Raw genomic sequence first — 16,083 nt, 5'->3', positions numbered from 1 at the left:
TTCGCGCGCCGGTCAGGCAAGGGCCGGCGGCGCCTGCTCCTCCGCGCTGCGGTCGGCATCCGCCAGCAGCCAGCGGCGGAAGTGGTCGAGCGTGGCCAGCTGGCCGCGGCCCTCGGGGTAGCAGAACCAGTAGCCCTGGTCGCCGCGGTAGCCGCCGCCCGGCAGCGGCTCGTCCACCAGCCCCGAGGCGATCTCGTCCTGCACCAGGCAGCGCGGCACCAGCGCCACGCCCATGCCCACCATCACCGCGCGGATCATGGTCTGGAACTGGTCGAACTGCGGGCCGGCGAGCGGATCGAGCCCGCGCACGCCATGCGCCTCGCTCCATTGCAGCCACGACTGCGGCACGGTGACGTGGCGCAGCAGGGTGCAGCGCGCCACGTCCTGCGGCGTGCGGATGGCGGCTTCGGCCAGGCCCGCACGCGGCGCGATCAGCGCCACGTCCCGCCCGGCCAGGTAGTGCGAGCGCGCGCCGGGCCAGTGGCCGTCGCCGAAGAGGATGGCGCAGTCGAGCTCGGGGCGCTCGAAGTCGTAGCCATGCACGAAGGGCACGAAATGCAGCGTGATCTGGGGATGCAGGCGCTGGAAGTCGGGCAGGCGCGGAATCAGCCACTTGGCGCCGAAGGTGGGCAGGGTGGACAGGTGCAGCGCGCCGCCGCCGTCGCCGCTGGTGATGAATTCCAGCGTGGCCGCCTCCAGCTGCGCGAGCAGGGCGCGCACGGCTTTTTCGTAGCGCTCGCCCGCGGGCGTGAGCGCCAGGCGCTTGCGGCTGCGCTCGAACAGCGGCACGCCGATCCAGCGCTCCAGCTCCTGCACCTGCTTGCTGACCGCGCCCTGCGTGAGATGCAGCGCCTCGGCGGCGCGCGAGACGCCGCCGAAGCGCACCACCGTGGAAAAGGCGCGCAGCAGGTTCAGCGGCGGGTTGAGGCGGCGGAGCGACATGGCTGGATGCCCATTAAAACATTCCAGATCAGAATGTTAGCTGGTCTATCCTTTGCTTCAAGTAACGCAGCAACTTTTGCTTCATTACTTCCGTCTCATTGGAGAAACCCCCATGCAACGTCGTCATCTTCTTTCCGCCCTGGCCGCTGTTTCTGTCGCGCCTGGAATATCCTTTGCCCAGCAAGGCAAGCCGATCCGCATGATCGTGCCCTTCCCGCCCGGCGGCGCCACCGACATCACGGCGCGCGTGCTGTCGGAGCCGCTGGCCAAGATCCTCCAGCAGCCCGTGGTCATCGACAACCGCGCCGGTGCCGGCGGCTCCATCGGCATGGCCGAGGTGGCCCGCTCCGCACCGGACGGCCTCGCCTTTGGCGTGGCCACGCTCTCCACGCACGGCGTGAACCCGGCCGTCTACCAGAAGCTGCCTTATGACCCGCTCAAGGGCTTCGTGGCCGTGACCGAGCTGGTGAAGGCGCCGGGCGTGGTCGTCATCAACCCGCGGGTGCTGCCGGTGCAGAGCTTCGCGGAACTCGTGAAGTACCTGAAGGCCAATCCGGGCAAGGTGTCGTACGCGTCGCCGGGCAACGGCACCATCGGCCACATGTGGGGCGAACTCTTCAAGAGCAGCACCGGAACCTCGATGGTGCACATCCCCTATCGCGGTGCGGGCCCGGCCATCAACGACGTGCTCGCGGGCGAGGTGCCGGTGTATTTCGACCAGGTGGCCTCGTCGCTGCCGCACGTGAAGGCAGGCAAGCTGAAGGCGCTGGCCGTGTCCTGGAGCAGCCGGCTCGACGTGCTGCCCGAAGTGCCGACCTACCGCGAGCTCGGCTACCCGGCCAACAACGATCCGTCGTGGTTCGGACTCGTGGCGCCCGCCGGCACGCCGGCCGACATCGCGCTGCGCATGCAGCAGGCGGTGGCCACGGCGCTGAAGGACAGCACGGTGCGCGAGCGCCTGGCGCTGCAGGGGCTGTACGCCTCGGGCACCACGCCGGCCGAATTTGCCAAGCAGATCGACAGCGAGATCGAGAAGATGAAAAAAGTCGCCGCCTTCGCGCGCATCCGATTGGACTGATCCCGCCTGCCTATGCATCCTGTTCTGAAGCTCATCCAAACCCGCGCCCAGGTGACCAGCGTCGCCGGGCACACGCCGCTGGTGCTCGATTCACCGCACAGCGGCACCGTCTACCCCGAGGACTTCCGGCCCGCCTGCGACCTGGCCACGCTGCGCCGGGCCGAGGACACGCACGTCGAGAAGCTCTATGCCTTTGCGCCCGAAATGGGCGCGGCATGGATCGAGGCGCACTTTCCGCGCAGCTACCTGGACGCCAACCGCGACACCACCGAGCTGGACACCGCGCTGCTCGACGGCCCGTGGACCGGGCCCCTGTCGGCCGACCCGCGCGTGCTGGCCAAGGTGCGGCTCGGCAAGGGCCTGGTCTGGAAGCTCACCGACGAGGGCCTGCCGATCTACGACCGGCTGCTCACTGTGGACGAGGTGCGCGCGCGCATCGACAGCTGCTGGCGGCCCTACCATGCGGCGGTGGCCGAGGCCATCGACGCGGCGCATGCGCGGCACGGCTACAGCATCCACATCAACTGCCACTCGATGCCGGCGGTGGCGGGCAGCCATGCCACCGATTTTCCGGGCCTCGTGCATGCGGACTTCGTGATCGGCGACCGCGACGGCAGCACCGCCGACCCGGCGCTGTCGCAAAGGATCTGCGCGCACCTGCGCGCGCGCGGCTACAGCGTGGACTACAACCATCCCTACAAGGGCGTGGAACTGGTGCGCCGGCATGGCCGGCCGGCCGAGCACCGGCACAGCATCCAGGTGGAGGTCAACCGCAAGCTCTACATGGACGAGGCCACGCTGGCGCTCGACGAGGCCGGCGCGGCGCGGCTGCGGCAGGACCTGCAGTCGATGGTGGCGATGCTGCTGGCCACCGATCCGCGCTGACCGACAACAACAACAACAACAACAACCCTGCCGCCGGCGCGTGTGTTGCGGCAGGGCGCGAAGGCGCGCGGCCTATAGTGGCCGCCAGTCTTTTCATCTTCGCCTGGAGTTTGACGTGAAGCCATTCCTTGCAGCTGTTCTTGCCATCGCGATGGGCGCCCTGGCGGCGGGCTGTGCCGGCACGGGCTCGGCCGGCAGCGGCGACCGCGCCGCCGCGTCGTCGGGCAGCGGCGTGACGGTGTTCGGCACCATCGACGCGGGCGTCAGCGGCAGCACGAACCGTTCCGAGCGGCGCTAAGCCGGCCGGGGCGTCAGCGCCGCAGCAGCGCCTGGCGCAGCACCCGCGCCGCGCGGTCGCGGATGCGGCCGTGCCCGGCATCCGGCAGGGTGCGCGGCGCCACCTTCGCGGTGGCGCAGGCCCACAGAAAGTCGTGCAGGATCGGCGTGTCGTCGACCGTCTCGGTGCTGCCGTATTTGTGGAATTCAGGGTGCCACTGCGTGGCGGCGATGTAGCTGCGGCCCCTGTCGGCGCGGCGGCGGATGGCCTCGGGCACGCGGTCGGGCAGGCTCCAGGCCTCGATCTCGAAACCCGGCGCGAGGTCTTTCACGCCCTGGTGGTGGATGCTGTTGACCTTGGCGGTCTTGACCTCGGGGTAGAGCTTGGCCAGGCGCGTGCCCTCGACGATCTCGATCTGATGGAAGTTCTGGTCGTAGGTCACCGGGTCGCGGTGCCGCACGGTTTCGGGGTGCTCGTGCTGCGCCTCGATGTCCTGGTAGAGCGTGCCGCCGAAGGCCACATTGATCAGCTGCAGCCCGCGGCAGACGCCGAAGATGGGCTTGCCGGCCTGCTCGAAGGCCTCGACCAGCGCCAGGTCGTACAGGTCGCGGATGCGGTCGCCCACCCAGGCGTCCTTGAGCGGCACCTCGCCGTAGCTGCCGGGCCAGACGTCGGCGCCGCCGTGCATCACCACGCCGTCGAGCCATTCGGCATAGTGCGAGAGCTTGGTGTCGCCGCGCGCGGTTTCGCCCGTGGGGCAGGGCACCATCACCACCATGGCACCGGCCGACATGAGCCAGTGCGCAATGGACTGCTCGACGTACTGCAGCGTCTTGTTGGTGAAGAGCGAACGCGCCGGATCGGCGTGGGAAAAGCAGGCGGACAAGCCGATCTTCAGCCGGGCGGAAACGGGTTGCGGCATCGCGGGACGAGCAGGGCGTGCTGTGCGAAAAGGAAAGTCCATTGTGGCGCTTTGGCCTCTCGCACGGGGTCGGACGACACGCCAAAGTATGCTTTCAACGCCGCCACGACCAAGAAGGAAGACAAGCCATGAAAACGATCCAGGGCCCGGCCATATTCCTGGCCCAGTTCGCCGGGGACGAAGCCCCGTTCAACTCGCTCGACGCCATTGCCGGCTGGGCCGCCGGGCTGGGCTACAAGGGCGTGCAGATCCCGAGCTGGGACGCGCGCCTGTTCGACCTGAAGAAGGCCGCCGAGAGCAGGACCTACTGCGACGAGGTCAAGGGCACGCTGGCCGCGCACGGCCTGGAGATCACCGAGCTGTCGACCCACCTCCAGGGCCAGCTGGTCGCGGTGCATCCGGCCTACGACGCGGGCTTCGACGGCTTCGCGGCGCCCGAGGTGCGCGGCGATCCGGTGCGGCGCCAGCAGTGGGCGGTGGAGCAGCTGCACTTCGCCGCGAAGGCCTCGGCCAACCTGGGGCTCACGGCGCATGCCACCTTCTCGGGCGCGCTCGCCTGGCCGTACCTCTATTCGTGGCCGCCGCGCCCGCCGGGACTCATCGAGGAGGCCTTCGACGAGCTCGCGCGCCGCTGGCGCCCGATCCTCGATGCCTTCGACGCGGCGGGCGTGGACGTGGGCTACGAGATCCACCCGGGCGAAGACCTGCACGACGGCGTGAGCTACGAGATGTTCCTGGAGCGCGTGGACAACCACCCGCGTGCCTGCCTCCTGTACGACCCGAGCCACTTCATGCTGCAGCAGCTCGATTACCTGGCGTACATCGACCACTACCACGAGCGCATCAAGATCTTCCACGTGAAGGATGCCGAGTTCAACCCGACCGGCAAGCAGGGCGTCTACGGCGGCTTCCAGAGCTGGATCAACCGCGCGGGGCGCTTCCGCTCGCTGGGCGACGGGCAGGTCGATTTCGGCGCCATCTTCTCGAAGATGGCGCAGTACGACTTCCCGGGCTGGGCGGTGCTCGAATGGGAGTGCTGCATCAAGCAGCCCGAGGACGGCGCGCGCGAGGGCGCGGCCTTCATTGCCGACCACATCATCCGGGTGGCGGAGCGGGCTTTTGACGATTTTGCGGCGGGCGGCGTGGACGTGGCCGCCAACAAGCGGATGCTGGGGATCGGCTGAGGCGCTTTTGAGCTATATTTTTGATAGCATCAAACACTTGGCCGGCGGGTGTTTGATGCCGAATTCGCCAAGGCGTTGTTTTTAAGACAAGCAACTGTCATGCCCCGCGGGCTATAATGCCGGGTTCGTTTCGATACCACGACGAAGCACTTTTCGTCACTCCGCCGGCTGACCTGCACTGTCCCTTGGATTTTTCAGGCCTCTTTCCCCCAAGCCGGCTTCACAGTGTGTTGGAGCGCCAGACCGGGCGCCCATGATTGCCACCACTGCCTTCGTTCTTGTTGAAGCGAATAGCGCGTCCGCCGCGCCATTCCGGCCGGCCCACGCCCGTTTTCAATTATTTTTCCGGCATCTTGCGCACACTTTCCGCGCAGGGTGCCAAGGCTTCATGGACATCATTCAACACAGTATCGCGGTGGGCAAGTACCTTGTTTCTCCGCTCATCCGCCACCAGGACGACGGCAATTTCGCCGCATCCGTCTCGATCCGCTCCGGCCGGGGCAGCGGCATGCACGACCGCGTCATGCGTTTCACGCCGCGCTTTGCCAGCCATGCCGCCGCGGCACGCTATGCCGTCGCCCAGGGGCTCGGCTGGGTGCGCGAACGCCACCCCCGCAGCGCGCCGCTCGCTTTGCCGTGCGCGGGCTGAAACAATTACGCCCATCTTCATCTCCAACACACATCGAACGAGAATTCAGAGGTAATCACACATGCCCAAGGAAGAACTGATCGAAATGAACGGCGCAGTGACCGAAGTCCTGCCCGACTCGCGCTACCGCGTGACGCTCGACAACGGCCATCAGCTGATCGCCTACAGCGGCGGCAAGATGCGCAAGCACCACATCCGCATCCTGGCGGGTGACAAGGTGTCGCTCGAACTCTCGCCCTACGACCTGACCAAGGGCCGTATCACCTTCCGCCACCTGGAGCGCCGCGGCCCGCCGCCGACCAACTCCGGCAACAACAACGCACCTCGCCGCTGATCCGCGACGGACGAAGGGCCTTGCAAGCGCCCCGCGCGGGCGCTTGGCAAGGCCTTTGTTTTTGTTGCGGCCGCCCGGCTGCAAAACGATGACCACATCCCCTTCCACCGCCGGCGGCCCGCCAGCCGGCAACGGCTTTGCCACGCTGGCGCTCTCGCCCCAGATGCTGGCCAACCTCACGCAGCTGGGCTACACGCAGATGACGGCGATCCAGGCGGCCGCGCTGCCGCCGGCGCTGCTCGGCAAGGATCTGATCGCGCAGGCCAAGACCGGCAGCGGCAAGACCGCCGCCTTTGCCCTCGCGCTGCTCTCCAACCTGAACCCGCGCCGCTTCGCCATCCAGGCGATGGTGCTGTGCCCCACGCGCGAACTGGCCGACCAGGTCACGACCGAAATCCGCCGCCTGGCGCGCGCGGAAGAGAACATCAAGGTGGTCACGCTCTGCGGCGGCGTTGCGCTGCGCGGGCAGATCGCGAGCCTGGAGCACGGCGCGCACATCGTGGTGGGCACGCCGGGCCGCATCATGGACCACCTGGAGCGCGAGAACCTGAACCTCGAGGCGCTCAACACGCTGGTGCTCGACGAAGCCGACCGCATGCTGGACATGGGCTTCTTCGACGACATCGTGAAGGTGGCGCGCCAGTGCCCCAAGGAGCGCCAGACGCTGCTGTTCTCGGCCACCTACCCCGAAGGCATCGCCAAGCTCGCGCAGCAGTTCATGAAGAGCCCCGAGCAGATCACGGTGCAGGCGCAGCATGAAGGCAGCAAGATCCGCCAGCGCTGGTACCAGGTGAAGGAAAGCGAACGGCTGCATACCGTGAGCCTTTTGCTCGACCATTTCCGCCCCGTGAGCACGCTGGCCTTCTGCAACACCAAGCAGCAGTGCCGCGACCTCGTCGAAGTGCTGCAGGGCCAGGGCTTCAGCGCGCTGGCCCTCTTCGGCGAACTGGAGCAGCGCGAGCGCGACCAGGTGCTGGTGCAGTTTGCCAACCGCAGCTGCTCGGTGCTGGTGGCGACCGACGTGGCGGCGCGCGGGCTCGACATTGCGCAGCTCGAAGCCGTGATCAACGTCGACGTGACGCCCGACGCCGAAATCCACATCCACCGCATCGGCCGCACCGGCCGCGTGGGCCAGCAGGGCGGCGCCGAGGGCCTCGCGCTGAACCTGGCGAGCATGGACGAGATGGGCAGCGTCGGCAAGATCGAGCAGCTGCAGGGCCGCGAATCCGAATGGCACCCGCTGGCCGAGCTCACGCCGGCCCAGGGCGCGCCGCTCGCGCCGCCCATGGCCACCTTGCAGATCGTGGGCGGGCGCAAGGAGAAGATCCGCGCCGGCGACGTGCTGGGCGCGCTCACCGGCGACTGCGGCTACGCCAAGGACCAGGTCGGCAAGATCAACGTCAACGAGTTCTCGACCTACGTGGCCGTGGAGCGCGGCATTGCGGCCGAAGCGGCGCGCAAGCTCTCGAGCGGCCGCGTGAAGGGCAAGAGCGTGAAGGTGCGCCTGCTGGAGCTCTGAAAGTCACCCCGCCGTGCCGGTTGCTTCGGCTTCCGGCAGGCAAAATCCCCGCTGTGGCCTAATTGAGCCTCGAACATCACTTTTTTACCCGAGCTTTTCATGCCCAAGAAAATTCGTACCGAAGCCGACCGCGTTGCCACCCCGAAGCCGACGCCCATGCCCGGCTACGCCCTGCCCAAGTCCGGTGGCGGCCAGAAGGTCAGCCTGGAACGCGGCACCGCCACGCGCAGCAAGAAGAACCCCGGCAAGCGCGCCAAGAAGGGCGGCTGATCCGGCCCCCCGGAGGCTCGCAAGAGCCGCGACGAACGCGCCCCCGGGCGCGTTTTGTCATTGGGACCGCCATAAAGCCAATCCGCGATGTCCGACGACAACCAGATCTTCATTCCGCCCTCGTTCTTCGCGGTCTACAGCGATGCGCGCCAGCGCCTCTCGGAGCCGATCGGCGTGGTGCGCGAGCGCTACGAGATCTGCGAGGACCTGGCCAGCCACCTGGTGGGCCACGCGCAGATCCAGCACCACACCGAGGTGCCGGTCGAGAGCGAGATCCTGCGGCGCATCCATGCCGGGCTCAGGGCGCCCGAAGCCGGCGTGTCGGCCGCCGAGGCCGGCTGGATCGTGCAGCGGCTGGCTGAATTGCTGGGCTGGCCCGGACCCGAGCTGGCTGCGGACTGACGCAGAGCGGCCGGGCACCCGTCAGGCCGGCGCGGCGCGCCTGAGCAGGCTCAGGTAGCCAGGCTGCACTTCCATGCGCGCGATGGCGCCACGCCGCTGGAGCAGCCGGTGCGCCTTTGGCAGGCTCCAGCAGGGCAGGCCGGTGAACATGTGGTGCTCGCAGTGGTAGTTGACCCAGTAGGGCGCCACCAGCGCGCGTTCGAGCCAGCCGGCCTGCGTGGTGCGCGCCTGGCGCAGCGGATCGGCCTCGTTCTGCGCCACCAGCGCATGCTCGGCGATGTTGCGCACGCGGCTCACGAGCGGCAGCCAGGTGGCCATCGGCAGCAGCCACATCAAAAGCCAGGCCCACCCATACCCGGCCAGCGCGAAGGCCAGGAAGCCGAGGCCGTTGCCGGCCAGGAAGCGCCGGTCCTTCGCCAGCTCGCGCCCGAATGCCTTCAGCGCCGATTCGCCCGGGGCACGATGCCGGATGCCCTCGGCAATGTGGCCGAAGCGCTGCTTGTAGAAGGTCTGGCCGCTCAAATCGCGCACGACCTTGCGCCACATCGAATCGCGCGAGATGGGGAAGGGCGCGGACAGCACGAGGTCCGGGTCTTCGGTCTGCTGCACGAAGCGGTGGTGCTGCAGGTGGTAGGGCCGGTAGTCGCGCAGCGTGGAGGAGCACAGCCAGTAGCCCACCCAGTCGTTGATCCGGCGATTGCGGTGCAGGCCCGCATGCGCGGCATCGTGCATGAGGATGAAGAGCCCGAGCTGCCGCGCGCCGACGATCGGCACCATGAGCGGCATGGTCCACGGCCACAGGATGCCCGCGAGCATCGCGGCGCCGATGACGCCCCAGCAGTGCGCCACCAGCCACAGGCCCTTCCATGAAGAGCGGGTGGTAAGCGACTGCCACTCTTCGTTGGAGAAGAAGTCCTCGGGTTGCGCGCGGGGGGCGACGGCCATCGGGCCAGTATGCGCCGATGGCCCGGCCGCGGCACGCGGAATTCCCCGGGGCTTCAGTTGTCGATCACCTTGCGGGCGAACAGCTCGAGGTAGTCCATCAGGCGGTTGGCGCCGGCAATGGCCGCGGCCTCGTCGCCGGTCGCGATGCCCTGTGCGAGTTCGAGGTGCGCATTGGCGCCCTCGACGATCTCGCCTTCGTGCTGGTAGGCGTACCAGAAGCGGCGGCACTGCACGATGAGCGGGATCACGGCCTTCACTGCCGAATCGTTGTGGCTCGCCTGGTGGTTGACGAGGTCGAGCGCGCGGTCGGCCTGCATGTAGTCGTTCAGGTCGCCGCGATGGGCGGCCTTCACCATCAGCTCGGCGCAGCGCACGATCTCCTTGCGCTGCAGCGCGGTGGCGCGGCGCGCCGAGCAGGCCGCGATCAGCCGTTCGAGCACGCGCCGGGTCTGGATCACGTCGAGGTGGTCGGCCAGGTCGATGGTGGACACCAGCAGGCCGCGGCGCGGCTGCTGCACGATGAGGCCGATCGACACCATGCGCATCAGCACCTCGCGCACCGGCGTGCGGCCGAGGCCGGTGCGCTCGGCCAGGTCGGCCTCGACGATCTGGCTGCCAGGCTCCAATTGCAGCGTGGACAGCAGCGTCTCGATCGCGTCGTAGGCGAGGTCGGCGGCCCGTCGCTTGGGCTGGGGGCGGGGCGCGGTCTTCGGAGGGGCCATTGTTTTGTTTTGCTGCTGGTGCTGCTGCTGCTTCGGCTTCATTGTCGGTCCACATCGACATCCGGGCGCACGAGGCCGGCCAGCGTGGCGATGCGCGCCGGCGAGAGCGGCGGCCGCGGCGCGGGCGGCGTCCAGCCGAACAGGAACTGCGCCGCATCGCCGCAGACGCGGCCCTGGCAAGCGCCCATGCCGCAGCGGCGGTGGAGCTTGGCGTCGGTCCAGCCGCTGCAATCCGCGAGTGCCGAAAAGGGCACGTCTTCGCAGCGGCACATGAGGGTGTCGGGCTGCGGCATCTGCCGGATGGCGGGGGCTAGCGCGAAGCTGCGGTGCAGCTGCGCGGCAAAGGCATTCCAGCGGGCGCGCTCGCGTTCGTTCTGCTTCGCTGCGCGCTCGTTGCCGATGGCTGCGTAGCCGGCGATGGTGCCCTGGGCGAGGGCGCGCTCGCTGCCGCCGAAGCCGGTGCATTCGCCGGCCGCGTAGACACCGGGCAGGCTGGTGGCTTGCAGCGCATCGACGGCCAGCGCCTGGGCGCCGGCCTCCGCGGGTGTCAGGTCGCAGCCGAGCATCCGGCCAAGCTGCGTGTTGGGCGTGAGGCCGAAGCCGCAGGCGATGCGGTCGCAGGCGATCTCCACCTCGCGCTCGCCCAGCAGGAGCCGAACCGATTCGACCTGCGTGCCGCCGTGGGCCGAGACGATGCGCGACGAAGTGCGGTACTGAGGATCGGCCAGCGCCGCCGCCTGCATCGCCTTGCCCGGCCAGCGCAGCAGGCTGGCGGCAAAGCCCGCGACCGCCGCGAACGAGGCCTGCTCGGCGATGCGCACGACCTTGGCGCCCGCCGCGCGCGCCGTTGATGCAGCGGCCAGCAGCAAGGGCCCGCTGCCGGCGATCACGATGCGCTCGCCCTCGACCGGCAGCCCCGCCTTGATGAGCGCCTGCAACCCACCCGCGCCCGTGACGCCGGGCAGCGTCCAGCCCGGGAAGGGCAGCAGCAGCTCGCGCGCGCCGGTGCAGAGGATCAGCTTGCTCCAACGCATGCGCCAGCCGCGCTCGGCGTCTTCGAGCAGCAGTTCGTTGCGCCCGGGCGCCGCGACGACGCGCGTGCCGCTGCACACGCGGATGTTGGCGTGGCGCTCGAGCGCATCGCGCCACCTGCGCGCAGCCGCGGGCAGCGACGCGCCGGGCCCGTCGCGCCAGATCTGGCCGCCGGCCGCGGGGTTGTCGTCGATCACGGCGATCGAAGCGCCGCTCGGTGCTGCCGCCACGGCCGCCGCCATGCCGGCCGGGCCGGCGCCGACGATCAGCAGGTCGCAGTGCTCCAGCGCCATGGCCGTCATGCCGAGGTCTCCACGCGCATGCCTTCGGCGCAGACCGCCTGGCAGGCGAGCCTTTGCCGGCCATCGATCCGCACGCGGCATTCCTGGCACACGCCCATGCCGCAGAAGGGCGCGCGCGGCTGGCCCGTGACGGAGCTGCGCGCCACGCCCATGGCGCCGGCCACGCGCAAGGCGGCGGCGACCGAGCTGCCCGCCTTCACGCGGACGGGTTGGCCGTCGATGTGCAGCAAGGTCTCGCCGCTCATGCGCGCTTCTCCAGCAAGCCGCGCGGCGCATACGGCGCCGCATCGAATTCAGGCGCGGCGCCGGTCATCAGCGCCGCGAGCAGGTGCGCGCTGCCCGGCGCGGTGGTCACGCCCAGGCCTTCGTGGCCGACCGCGAGCCAGAGCTTCTCGCGCCAGGGGTGCTTGCCCAGCAGCGGCAGCCCGTCGGGCGTGGCGGCGCGCAGGCCGGTCCACGAGCGGACCGCATTGAGCTCCGCGAGCCCCGGCAGGTAGCCGAGCGCGCGCTGCAGCATGCGCGCGAGCATCGGCGCTTCGACCGCCGGATCGGTGGTGTCGAACTGGCGCGAGGAGCCGATCAGCAGTTGGCCCGTCGGCCGCGGCTGCACGTTGAAGGCCACCGAATCGCCGTCGCTGTGGTGCGCACTCGTCACATAGCCGAGCTCGACGAGCTGGTGGCGCACCGTGCCCGGGTAGCGGTCGGTGATCAGCAGGTGGCCCTTCTTGGGGCGGATCGGAAGTTCGGGGCACAGCGCCGTGGCCTCGATGCCGTTGGCCAGCACGATCTGCGGCGCGCTGCGGCGGCTGCCGTCGGCAAGCCGCAACGTGCCGTCGTCTTCGATCGCATCGACTTTCGCGTGCTCGACGCGGATCGAAGCGCCGCCCTCTGCGAGCAGCCAGCGCGCCGCGTTCGGCGCATAGAGGATGCCGTCGCCGGGCACTTCGAGCGCGCCTGCGAGGCCCTTGCGCAGCGCGGGCTCGGCGCGCGCGAGCGCGGGCGCATCGAGCAGGCGGCTGTCGACGCCGTGTGCATACAGCCGCTCGCGCTTGCGCTCGGCCTCGGCCATTTCTTCTTCGTTCGCGGCGATCCAGAGCGTGCCGCAGGCGCGGTACGCGCAGTCTTCGCCCATGCGGAGCGCCAGGGCGCGCCACTGCGCGATCGAATGGCGGCTCAACGCAAGCTCGGCCGGGTTGTCGTCCATCACCACCAGGTGCCCCATGCCCGCGCCGGTGGCACCGCCGATGCGCGCATCGAGCACCAGCACGCGGCGGCCGGCCTGCACCAGCGCATGCGCGCAGGCCGCGCCGACGATGCCGGCGCCGATGACGATGGCATCCGCGTCCATGCCGCGCGAGCTCAGAGCCGGATGCCCCAGCCGAAGGGATCGCTGTCGTCGATCAGCAGCGTGGCTTCGGCGCTGATGTGGGCGCGGCCGCGCAGCGTCGGAACGACCTTGCCGCCGTCTTCCAGCGTGTAGCTGGCCTCGAAGCGGCTGCCGATCACGCTGGCCTGCGTCCACACCTCGCCCGGCGCGAGCTTGCCGTCGGCCGCGAGGCAGGCGATCTTGGCGCTGGTGCCGGTGCCGCAGGGCGAGCGGTCGTAGGCGTTGCCGGGGCACAGCACGAAGTTGCGGCTGTCGGCGCCTTCGCTGTCGTCGGCAAAGAGTTCGATGTGGTCGATCTCCGCGCCCTCGGCGCCCGTGATGCCCTGTGCCGCGAGCGCGCGGCGCAAGGCGGCGGTGTAGCCGGTCAGCGCGGCGAGGTTGTCGCTCGCCACGCGCTGTCCGTGCTCGCTCACGAGGAAGAACCAGTTGCCGCCCCAGGCGACATCTCCGCGCACAGTCTCGCGCACGGTGCCATGACCGGGCAGCTTGACCGCCACCTGGTGCAGGTGCCGATACGCCGGCACGTTGCGCACGCTGACCGAACCATCGGCATGCAGCGTGGCGGTGACGGTGCCCACGGGTGTTTCGATGCGGTGCTCGCCGGCGCCGATGCGCCCCATGTGCGCGAGGCTCGCGACCAGGCCGATGGTGCCGTGGCCGCACATGCCGAGATAGCCGGTGTTGTTGAAGAAGACCACGCCGGCCGCGGCATCCTTCGACACCGGCTCGCACAAGAGCGCGCCCACCACCACGTCGCTGCCGCGCGGCTCGAGCACCGTGGCCGCGCGCCATTGGTCGTGCCGCTCGGCCAGCAGCGCGCGGCGCTCGGCCATGGAGCCGCCGCCCAGGTCGGGAAAGCCGCCGACGACCAGCCGCGTGGGCTCGCCGCCCGTGTGCGAATCGATGATCTGGATGCGCTGCATGTCGTCCTTCAGGCTCAGTAGCTCGCGAGGGGAACGGGCGCGGCGTTCTTGAAGGTGAACACCGTGATCGGCGCCTGTTTCATGTTGCCCTTGTCGTCGTAGCTGTAGGTGGCGGCCACGCCCTTGTAGGTGGTCTTGTAGAGCTCGGCGCCCACCTTGTCGGGGTCGATGGAGTTGGCCTTCTGCATCGACTCGCCGATGAACATCTGCTGGTCGTAGTACGAGGCGGCATACGCATCCGCATCGGCGTTGAAGCGCTTCTTGAACTTGGCCTTGAAGGCCGGGCCGCTCTGCGCCTTTTCAAGGATGGAGCCGCCCTGCGCGCAGAACACCAGGTCGTTGACCGCGTCGCCGCCGAGCTTGCCGGTGGCCGGGCTGCAGACGGTGTCGCCGCCGAGCAGCTTGCCGGGCACGGCCAGCTGCTTCATCTGGCGCGCCATGGGTGCGGCCTGCGGCGCATAGCCGCCGAAGAAGATGGCTTCGGGCGCCTTGGCCTTCATGTTGGTGAGGATCGCGGTGAAGTCCACGGCCTTGTCGGTGGTGAACTCCTGGCCCACGATGGTGAGGCCCTGCTTCTTCGCTTCCTTGCTGAACTCTTCCGCCAGGCCCTGGCCGAAGGCGGTGCGGTCGTCGATCACGCCCACCTTCGTGACCTTGAGCACCTTGGCTGCGTACACCGCCATGCTGGAGCCGATCTGGTTGTCGCTTGCGATGATGCGAAAGAGGTTCTTGTAGCCGCCCTGCGTGACCTTCGGGTTGGTGCCCACGGTGGAGACCATGGTGCCGCCGTCGGCATAGATGCGCGACGCCGGGATGGCCACGCCCGAGCAATACGGCCCCATCACGTACTTGACGCCGTCGTCCACCAGTTTCTGCGCCACGCTGACGCCGGTCTTGGCGTCGCACTGGTCGTCTTCGGACACGAGTTCGAACTTCAGCGCCTTGCCGCCGACGCTGATCTTCTTCGCGTTGAGTTCCTCGATGGCCAGGCGCACGCCGTTTTCGTTGTCCTTGCCCGCGAAGGCATTGGGGCCCGAGAGCGGCCCGCTGTGGCCGATCTTGACGACCTGCTCCTGCTGCGCATGCGCGTGGCCTGCAACGGCGATGGCCGCCACGAGGCCGAGAAACGGAATCATGTGTGCTTTGGACTTCATGCTTGTTCCCAGGTAAGGACGATGAAAAAAGAGTGAGAGCGCGCATTATGACACGACCGACTGGTATTGCACAGGCCGCGTGGCCAGCGCCTTCTTCACGATGGCCTCGATGGCGGCCCGCTCCTGGCCGATGAGCGGCAGCCGCGGGCGGCGCATGTGCTCGCTGCCCACGCCCACCAGCACGTCGATCAGCTTGAGGTTCTGCACCAGCTTGGTCGACACGTCCAGGTGCAGCATCGGCGTCATCCACTGGTAGAGCTTCAGCGCCTCGGCGAAGCGGCCCGCCTTCATCAGGTCGTACAGCGCCACCGTCTCGCGCGGGAACGCGCAGCCCACCCCGGCCAAGAGGCCATCGCAGCCCAGCGCCAGGCCTTCGTAGGCCAGGTCGTCCACGCCCAGGAACAGCTGGTAGCGGTCGCCCACGGTGTTGCGCAGGTCGGTGATGCGGCGGATGTCGTCCGAGCTTTCCTTGATGGCCGCGATCCATTCGCAGTCCGCCAGTTCCAGCATGTGCTCGGGCTTCAGGTCGACCCGGTAGGCCACCGGGTTGTTGTAGACCATGATGGGCTTTTGCGCCGCGTTGGCGATGGTGCGCACATTGAGCATGGCTTCGCGCGCATCGGCCACGTAGATCACCGAGGGCATCACCATGAAGCCGGCCACGCCGAGCTTGTTGGCCCCGTCCACGTAGCGCAGCGCCTCGCGCGTGCTGGTTTCCGACACATTGGCCAGCACCGGGATGCGGCCGTCGGCGGCTTCGAGCGCGATCTGGGCGACCTGCAGCTTCTCTTCGAGCGTGAGCGTGCTGGCTTCGCCCAGCGAGCCGCAGGTGACGAGGCCGTGGATGCCATTGCGGATCTGGAAGTCGATGTGCCGCGCGGTGCCTTCGGCATCGATGCTTTCGTCGGCGTGGAACTTGGTGGTGATGGCGGGAAAGATGCCTTGCCAGCGGGGTTGGGTCACGTGAGCGCTCCTGGATGTGCGGTGGGGAAGGGTCTTACTTTAAATATATTAACGATATATCGTCAAGATATGCGTAGGGTGGGCGCTCTTCCGGGTTGGGTTCTTCTGTGATATCGGGGCGAAGGCGGATTCGTTATTCAGGGTGCGATCACGCCGACGGGGTACCTTGCTCCGCGAATGTCCCCCGGCCTTC

General features: G+C 68.7%; 19 protein-coding genes. 9 read left to right on the top strand and 10 right to left on the bottom strand.

Annotated features, from left to right (window positions below; all coding sequences use genetic code 11):
• Positions 1 to 12: 12 nt before the first annotated feature.
• Entirely contained in the window at positions 13 to 942 is a 930-nt protein-coding gene (locus VPA02S_RS12760) for a LysR substrate-binding domain-containing protein (protein WP_015867943.1), read from the bottom strand.
• A gap of 112 nt (positions 943 to 1,054) precedes the next feature.
• On the opposite strand from VPA02S_RS12760, the gene VPA02S_RS12755 reads away from it, so the two are divergent.
• The 3 genes from VPA02S_RS12755 to VPA02S_RS12745 all read left to right on the top strand — a co-directional run bounded on the left by VPA02S_RS12755 (position 1,055) and on the right by VPA02S_RS12745 (position 3,203).
• Positions 1,055 to 2,020: a tripartite tricarboxylate transporter substrate binding protein BugE gene (locus tag VPA02S_RS12755; RefSeq protein WP_018903487.1), complete on the top strand. Its 966-nt coding sequence runs from the start codon at positions 1,055 to 1,057 to the stop codon at positions 2,018 to 2,020.
• 12 nt (positions 2,021 to 2,032) lie between these two features.
• Positions 2,033 to 2,905 (top strand): N-formylglutamate amidohydrolase, encoded by an 873-nt coding sequence (locus tag VPA02S_RS12750; protein WP_062363955.1) that lies wholly within the window; start codon positions 2,033 to 2,035, stop codon positions 2,903 to 2,905.
• A 115-nt stretch (positions 2,906 to 3,020) separates the two neighbouring features.
• Positions 3,021 to 3,203, top strand: a complete 183-nt coding sequence (locus VPA02S_RS12745; RefSeq protein WP_018903485.1) for a hypothetical protein — start codon at positions 3,021 to 3,023, stop codon at positions 3,201 to 3,203.
• A gap of 13 nt (positions 3,204 to 3,216) precedes the next feature.
• Here VPA02S_RS12745 and VPA02S_RS12740 read toward each other — a convergent pair whose 3' ends face one another.
• Entirely contained in the window at positions 3,217 to 4,104 is an 888-nt protein-coding gene (locus VPA02S_RS12740) for a gamma-glutamyl-gamma-aminobutyrate hydrolase family protein (RefSeq protein WP_062363953.1), read from the bottom strand.
• A 128-nt stretch (positions 4,105 to 4,232) separates the two neighbouring features.
• On the opposite strand from VPA02S_RS12740, the gene VPA02S_RS12735 reads away from it, so the two are divergent.
• From VPA02S_RS12735 to VPA02S_RS12715, 6 genes are all read left to right on the top strand, one after another.
• Positions 4,233 to 5,288: a sugar phosphate isomerase/epimerase family protein gene (locus VPA02S_RS12735; RefSeq protein WP_062363951.1), complete on the top strand. Its 1,056-nt coding sequence runs from the start codon at positions 4,233 to 4,235 to the stop codon at positions 5,286 to 5,288.
• Between the two features lie 388 nt (positions 5,289 to 5,676).
• Positions 5,677 to 5,937, top strand: coding sequence for a hypothetical protein (locus tag VPA02S_RS12730; RefSeq protein ID WP_015867949.1), 261 nt, complete (start codon positions 5,677 to 5,679; stop codon positions 5,935 to 5,937).
• 61 nt (positions 5,938 to 5,998) lie between these two features.
• Entirely contained in the window at positions 5,999 to 6,271 is a 273-nt protein-coding gene (infA, locus tag VPA02S_RS12725; RefSeq protein ID WP_015867950.1) for a translation initiation factor IF-1, read from the top strand.
• Positions 6,272 to 6,359: 88 nt separating this feature from the next.
• Positions 6,360 to 7,790 (top strand): ATP-dependent RNA helicase DbpA, encoded by a 1,431-nt coding sequence (gene dbpA, locus VPA02S_RS12720; RefSeq protein ID WP_062363949.1) that lies wholly within the window; start codon positions 6,360 to 6,362, stop codon positions 7,788 to 7,790.
• A gap of 99 nt (positions 7,791 to 7,889) precedes the next feature.
• Entirely contained in the window at positions 7,890 to 8,060 is a 171-nt protein-coding gene (locus VPA02S_RS31985) for a hypothetical protein (protein ID WP_015867952.1), read from the top strand.
• An 87-nt stretch (positions 8,061 to 8,147) separates the two neighbouring features.
• Positions 8,148 to 8,462: a hypothetical protein gene (locus VPA02S_RS12715; protein ID WP_015867953.1), complete on the top strand. Its 315-nt coding sequence runs from the start codon at positions 8,148 to 8,150 to the stop codon at positions 8,460 to 8,462.
• Positions 8,463 to 8,483: 21 nt separating this feature from the next.
• Here VPA02S_RS12715 and VPA02S_RS12710 read toward each other — a convergent pair whose 3' ends face one another.
• The 8 genes from VPA02S_RS12710 to VPA02S_RS12675 are packed head-to-tail and all read right to left on the bottom strand — an operon-like array spanning position 8,484 to position 15,890.
• Positions 8,484 to 9,407 carry a fatty acid desaturase family protein gene (locus VPA02S_RS12710; protein ID WP_062363947.1) on the bottom strand — a complete coding sequence of 308 codons (924 nt, stop codon included), beginning with the start codon at positions 9,405 to 9,407 and terminating at the stop codon, positions 8,484 to 8,486.
• A 53-nt stretch (positions 9,408 to 9,460) separates the two neighbouring features.
• Entirely contained in the window at positions 9,461 to 10,129 is a 669-nt protein-coding gene (locus tag VPA02S_RS12705) for a GntR family transcriptional regulator (RefSeq protein WP_062364477.1), read from the bottom strand.
• Positions 10,130 to 10,167: 38 nt separating this feature from the next.
• A complete protein-coding gene (locus VPA02S_RS12700) occupies positions 10,168 to 11,463 on the bottom strand; it encodes an NAD(P)/FAD-dependent oxidoreductase (RefSeq protein ID WP_062363945.1) in 1,296 nt (431 codons plus the stop codon).
• The gene (locus VPA02S_RS12695) at positions 11,460 to 11,708 is read right to left on the bottom strand and encodes a (2Fe-2S)-binding protein (RefSeq protein WP_062363943.1); all 249 of its coding nucleotides are present in this window, start codon (positions 11,706 to 11,708) and stop codon (positions 11,460 to 11,462) included. The genes VPA02S_RS12700 and VPA02S_RS12695 overlap by 4 nt, the downstream gene beginning before the upstream one ends.
• Complete coding sequence (locus VPA02S_RS12690; protein ID WP_062363941.1) at positions 11,705 to 12,811, bottom strand: NAD(P)/FAD-dependent oxidoreductase; 1,107 nt, start codon at positions 12,809 to 12,811, stop codon at positions 11,705 to 11,707. Before VPA02S_RS12690 ends, VPA02S_RS12695 begins: the two co-directional genes overlap by 4 nt.
• 11 nt (positions 12,812 to 12,822) lie before the next feature.
• Positions 12,823 to 13,773 carry a 4-hydroxyproline epimerase gene (locus VPA02S_RS12685; protein WP_062363940.1) on the bottom strand — a complete coding sequence of 317 codons (951 nt, stop codon included), beginning with the start codon at positions 13,771 to 13,773 and terminating at the stop codon, positions 12,823 to 12,825.
• Between the two features lie 14 nt (positions 13,774 to 13,787).
• Positions 13,788 to 14,927 carry a branched-chain amino acid ABC transporter substrate-binding protein gene (locus VPA02S_RS12680; protein WP_062363938.1) on the bottom strand — a complete coding sequence of 380 codons (1,140 nt, stop codon included), beginning with the start codon at positions 14,925 to 14,927 and terminating at the stop codon, positions 13,788 to 13,790.
• 45 nt (positions 14,928 to 14,972) lie between these two features.
• Entirely contained in the window at positions 14,973 to 15,890 is a 918-nt protein-coding gene (locus tag VPA02S_RS12675; protein ID WP_062363936.1) for a dihydrodipicolinate synthase family protein, read from the bottom strand.
• Positions 15,891 to 16,083 lie beyond the last annotated feature (193 nt).

The organism is Variovorax paradoxus NBRC 15149, from assembly GCF_001591365.1.
GTDB lineage: Bacteria > Pseudomonadota > Gammaproteobacteria > Burkholderiales > Burkholderiaceae_C > Variovorax > Variovorax paradoxus.
The sequence above is the reverse complement of the archived record's forward strand: the minus strand, read 5'-3'. Positions and strand labels throughout refer to the sequence as shown.

What these genes read in the sequence shown, in the direction of transcription:
- VPA02S_RS12760 (WP_015867943.1), bottom strand. Translation starts at nt 942, where the DNA reads ATGTCGCTCCGCCGCCTCAACCCGCCGCTGAACCTGCTGCGCGCCTTT.
- VPA02S_RS12755 (WP_018903487.1), top strand. Translation starts at nt 1,055, where the DNA reads ATGCAACGTCGTCATCTTCTTTCCGCCCTGGCCGCTGTTTCTGTCGCG.
- VPA02S_RS12750 (WP_062363955.1), top strand. Translation starts at nt 2,033, where the DNA reads ATGCATCCTGTTCTGAAGCTCATCCAAACCCGCGCCCAGGTGACCAGC.
- VPA02S_RS12740 (WP_062363953.1), bottom strand. Translation starts at nt 4,104, where the DNA reads ATGCCGCAACCCGTTTCCGCCCGGCTGAAGATCGGCTTGTCCGCCTGC.
- VPA02S_RS12735 (WP_062363951.1), top strand. Translation starts at nt 4,233, where the DNA reads ATGAAAACGATCCAGGGCCCGGCCATATTCCTGGCCCAGTTCGCCGGG.
- VPA02S_RS12730 (WP_015867949.1), top strand. Translation starts at nt 5,677, where the DNA reads ATGGACATCATTCAACACAGTATCGCGGTGGGCAAGTACCTTGTTTCT.
- infA (WP_015867950.1), top strand. Translation starts at nt 5,999, where the DNA reads ATGCCCAAGGAAGAACTGATCGAAATGAACGGCGCAGTGACCGAAGTC.
- dbpA (WP_062363949.1), top strand. Translation starts at nt 6,360, where the DNA reads ATGACCACATCCCCTTCCACCGCCGGCGGCCCGCCAGCCGGCAACGGC.
- VPA02S_RS31985 (WP_015867952.1), top strand. Translation starts at nt 7,890, where the DNA reads ATGCCCAAGAAAATTCGTACCGAAGCCGACCGCGTTGCCACCCCGAAG.
- VPA02S_RS12715 (WP_015867953.1), top strand. Translation starts at nt 8,148, where the DNA reads ATGTCCGACGACAACCAGATCTTCATTCCGCCCTCGTTCTTCGCGGTC.
- VPA02S_RS12710 (WP_062363947.1), bottom strand. Translation starts at nt 9,407, where the DNA reads ATGGCCGTCGCCCCCCGCGCGCAACCCGAGGACTTCTTCTCCAACGAA.
- VPA02S_RS12705 (WP_062364477.1), bottom strand. Translation starts at nt 10,129, where the DNA reads ATGGCCCCTCCGAAGACCGCGCCCCGCCCCCAGCCCAAGCGACGGGCC.
- VPA02S_RS12700 (WP_062363945.1), bottom strand. Translation starts at nt 11,463, where the DNA reads ATGACGGCCATGGCGCTGGAGCACTGCGACCTGCTGATCGTCGGCGCC.
- VPA02S_RS12695 (WP_062363943.1), bottom strand. Translation starts at nt 11,708, where the DNA reads ATGAGCGGCGAGACCTTGCTGCACATCGACGGCCAACCCGTCCGCGTG.
- VPA02S_RS12690 (WP_062363941.1), bottom strand. Translation starts at nt 12,811, where the DNA reads ATGGACGCGGATGCCATCGTCATCGGCGCCGGCATCGTCGGCGCGGCC.
- VPA02S_RS12685 (WP_062363940.1), bottom strand. Translation starts at nt 13,773, where the DNA reads ATGCAGCGCATCCAGATCATCGATTCGCACACGGGCGGCGAGCCCACG.
- VPA02S_RS12680 (WP_062363938.1), bottom strand. Translation starts at nt 14,927, where the DNA reads ATGAAGTCCAAAGCACACATGATTCCGTTTCTCGGCCTCGTGGCGGCC.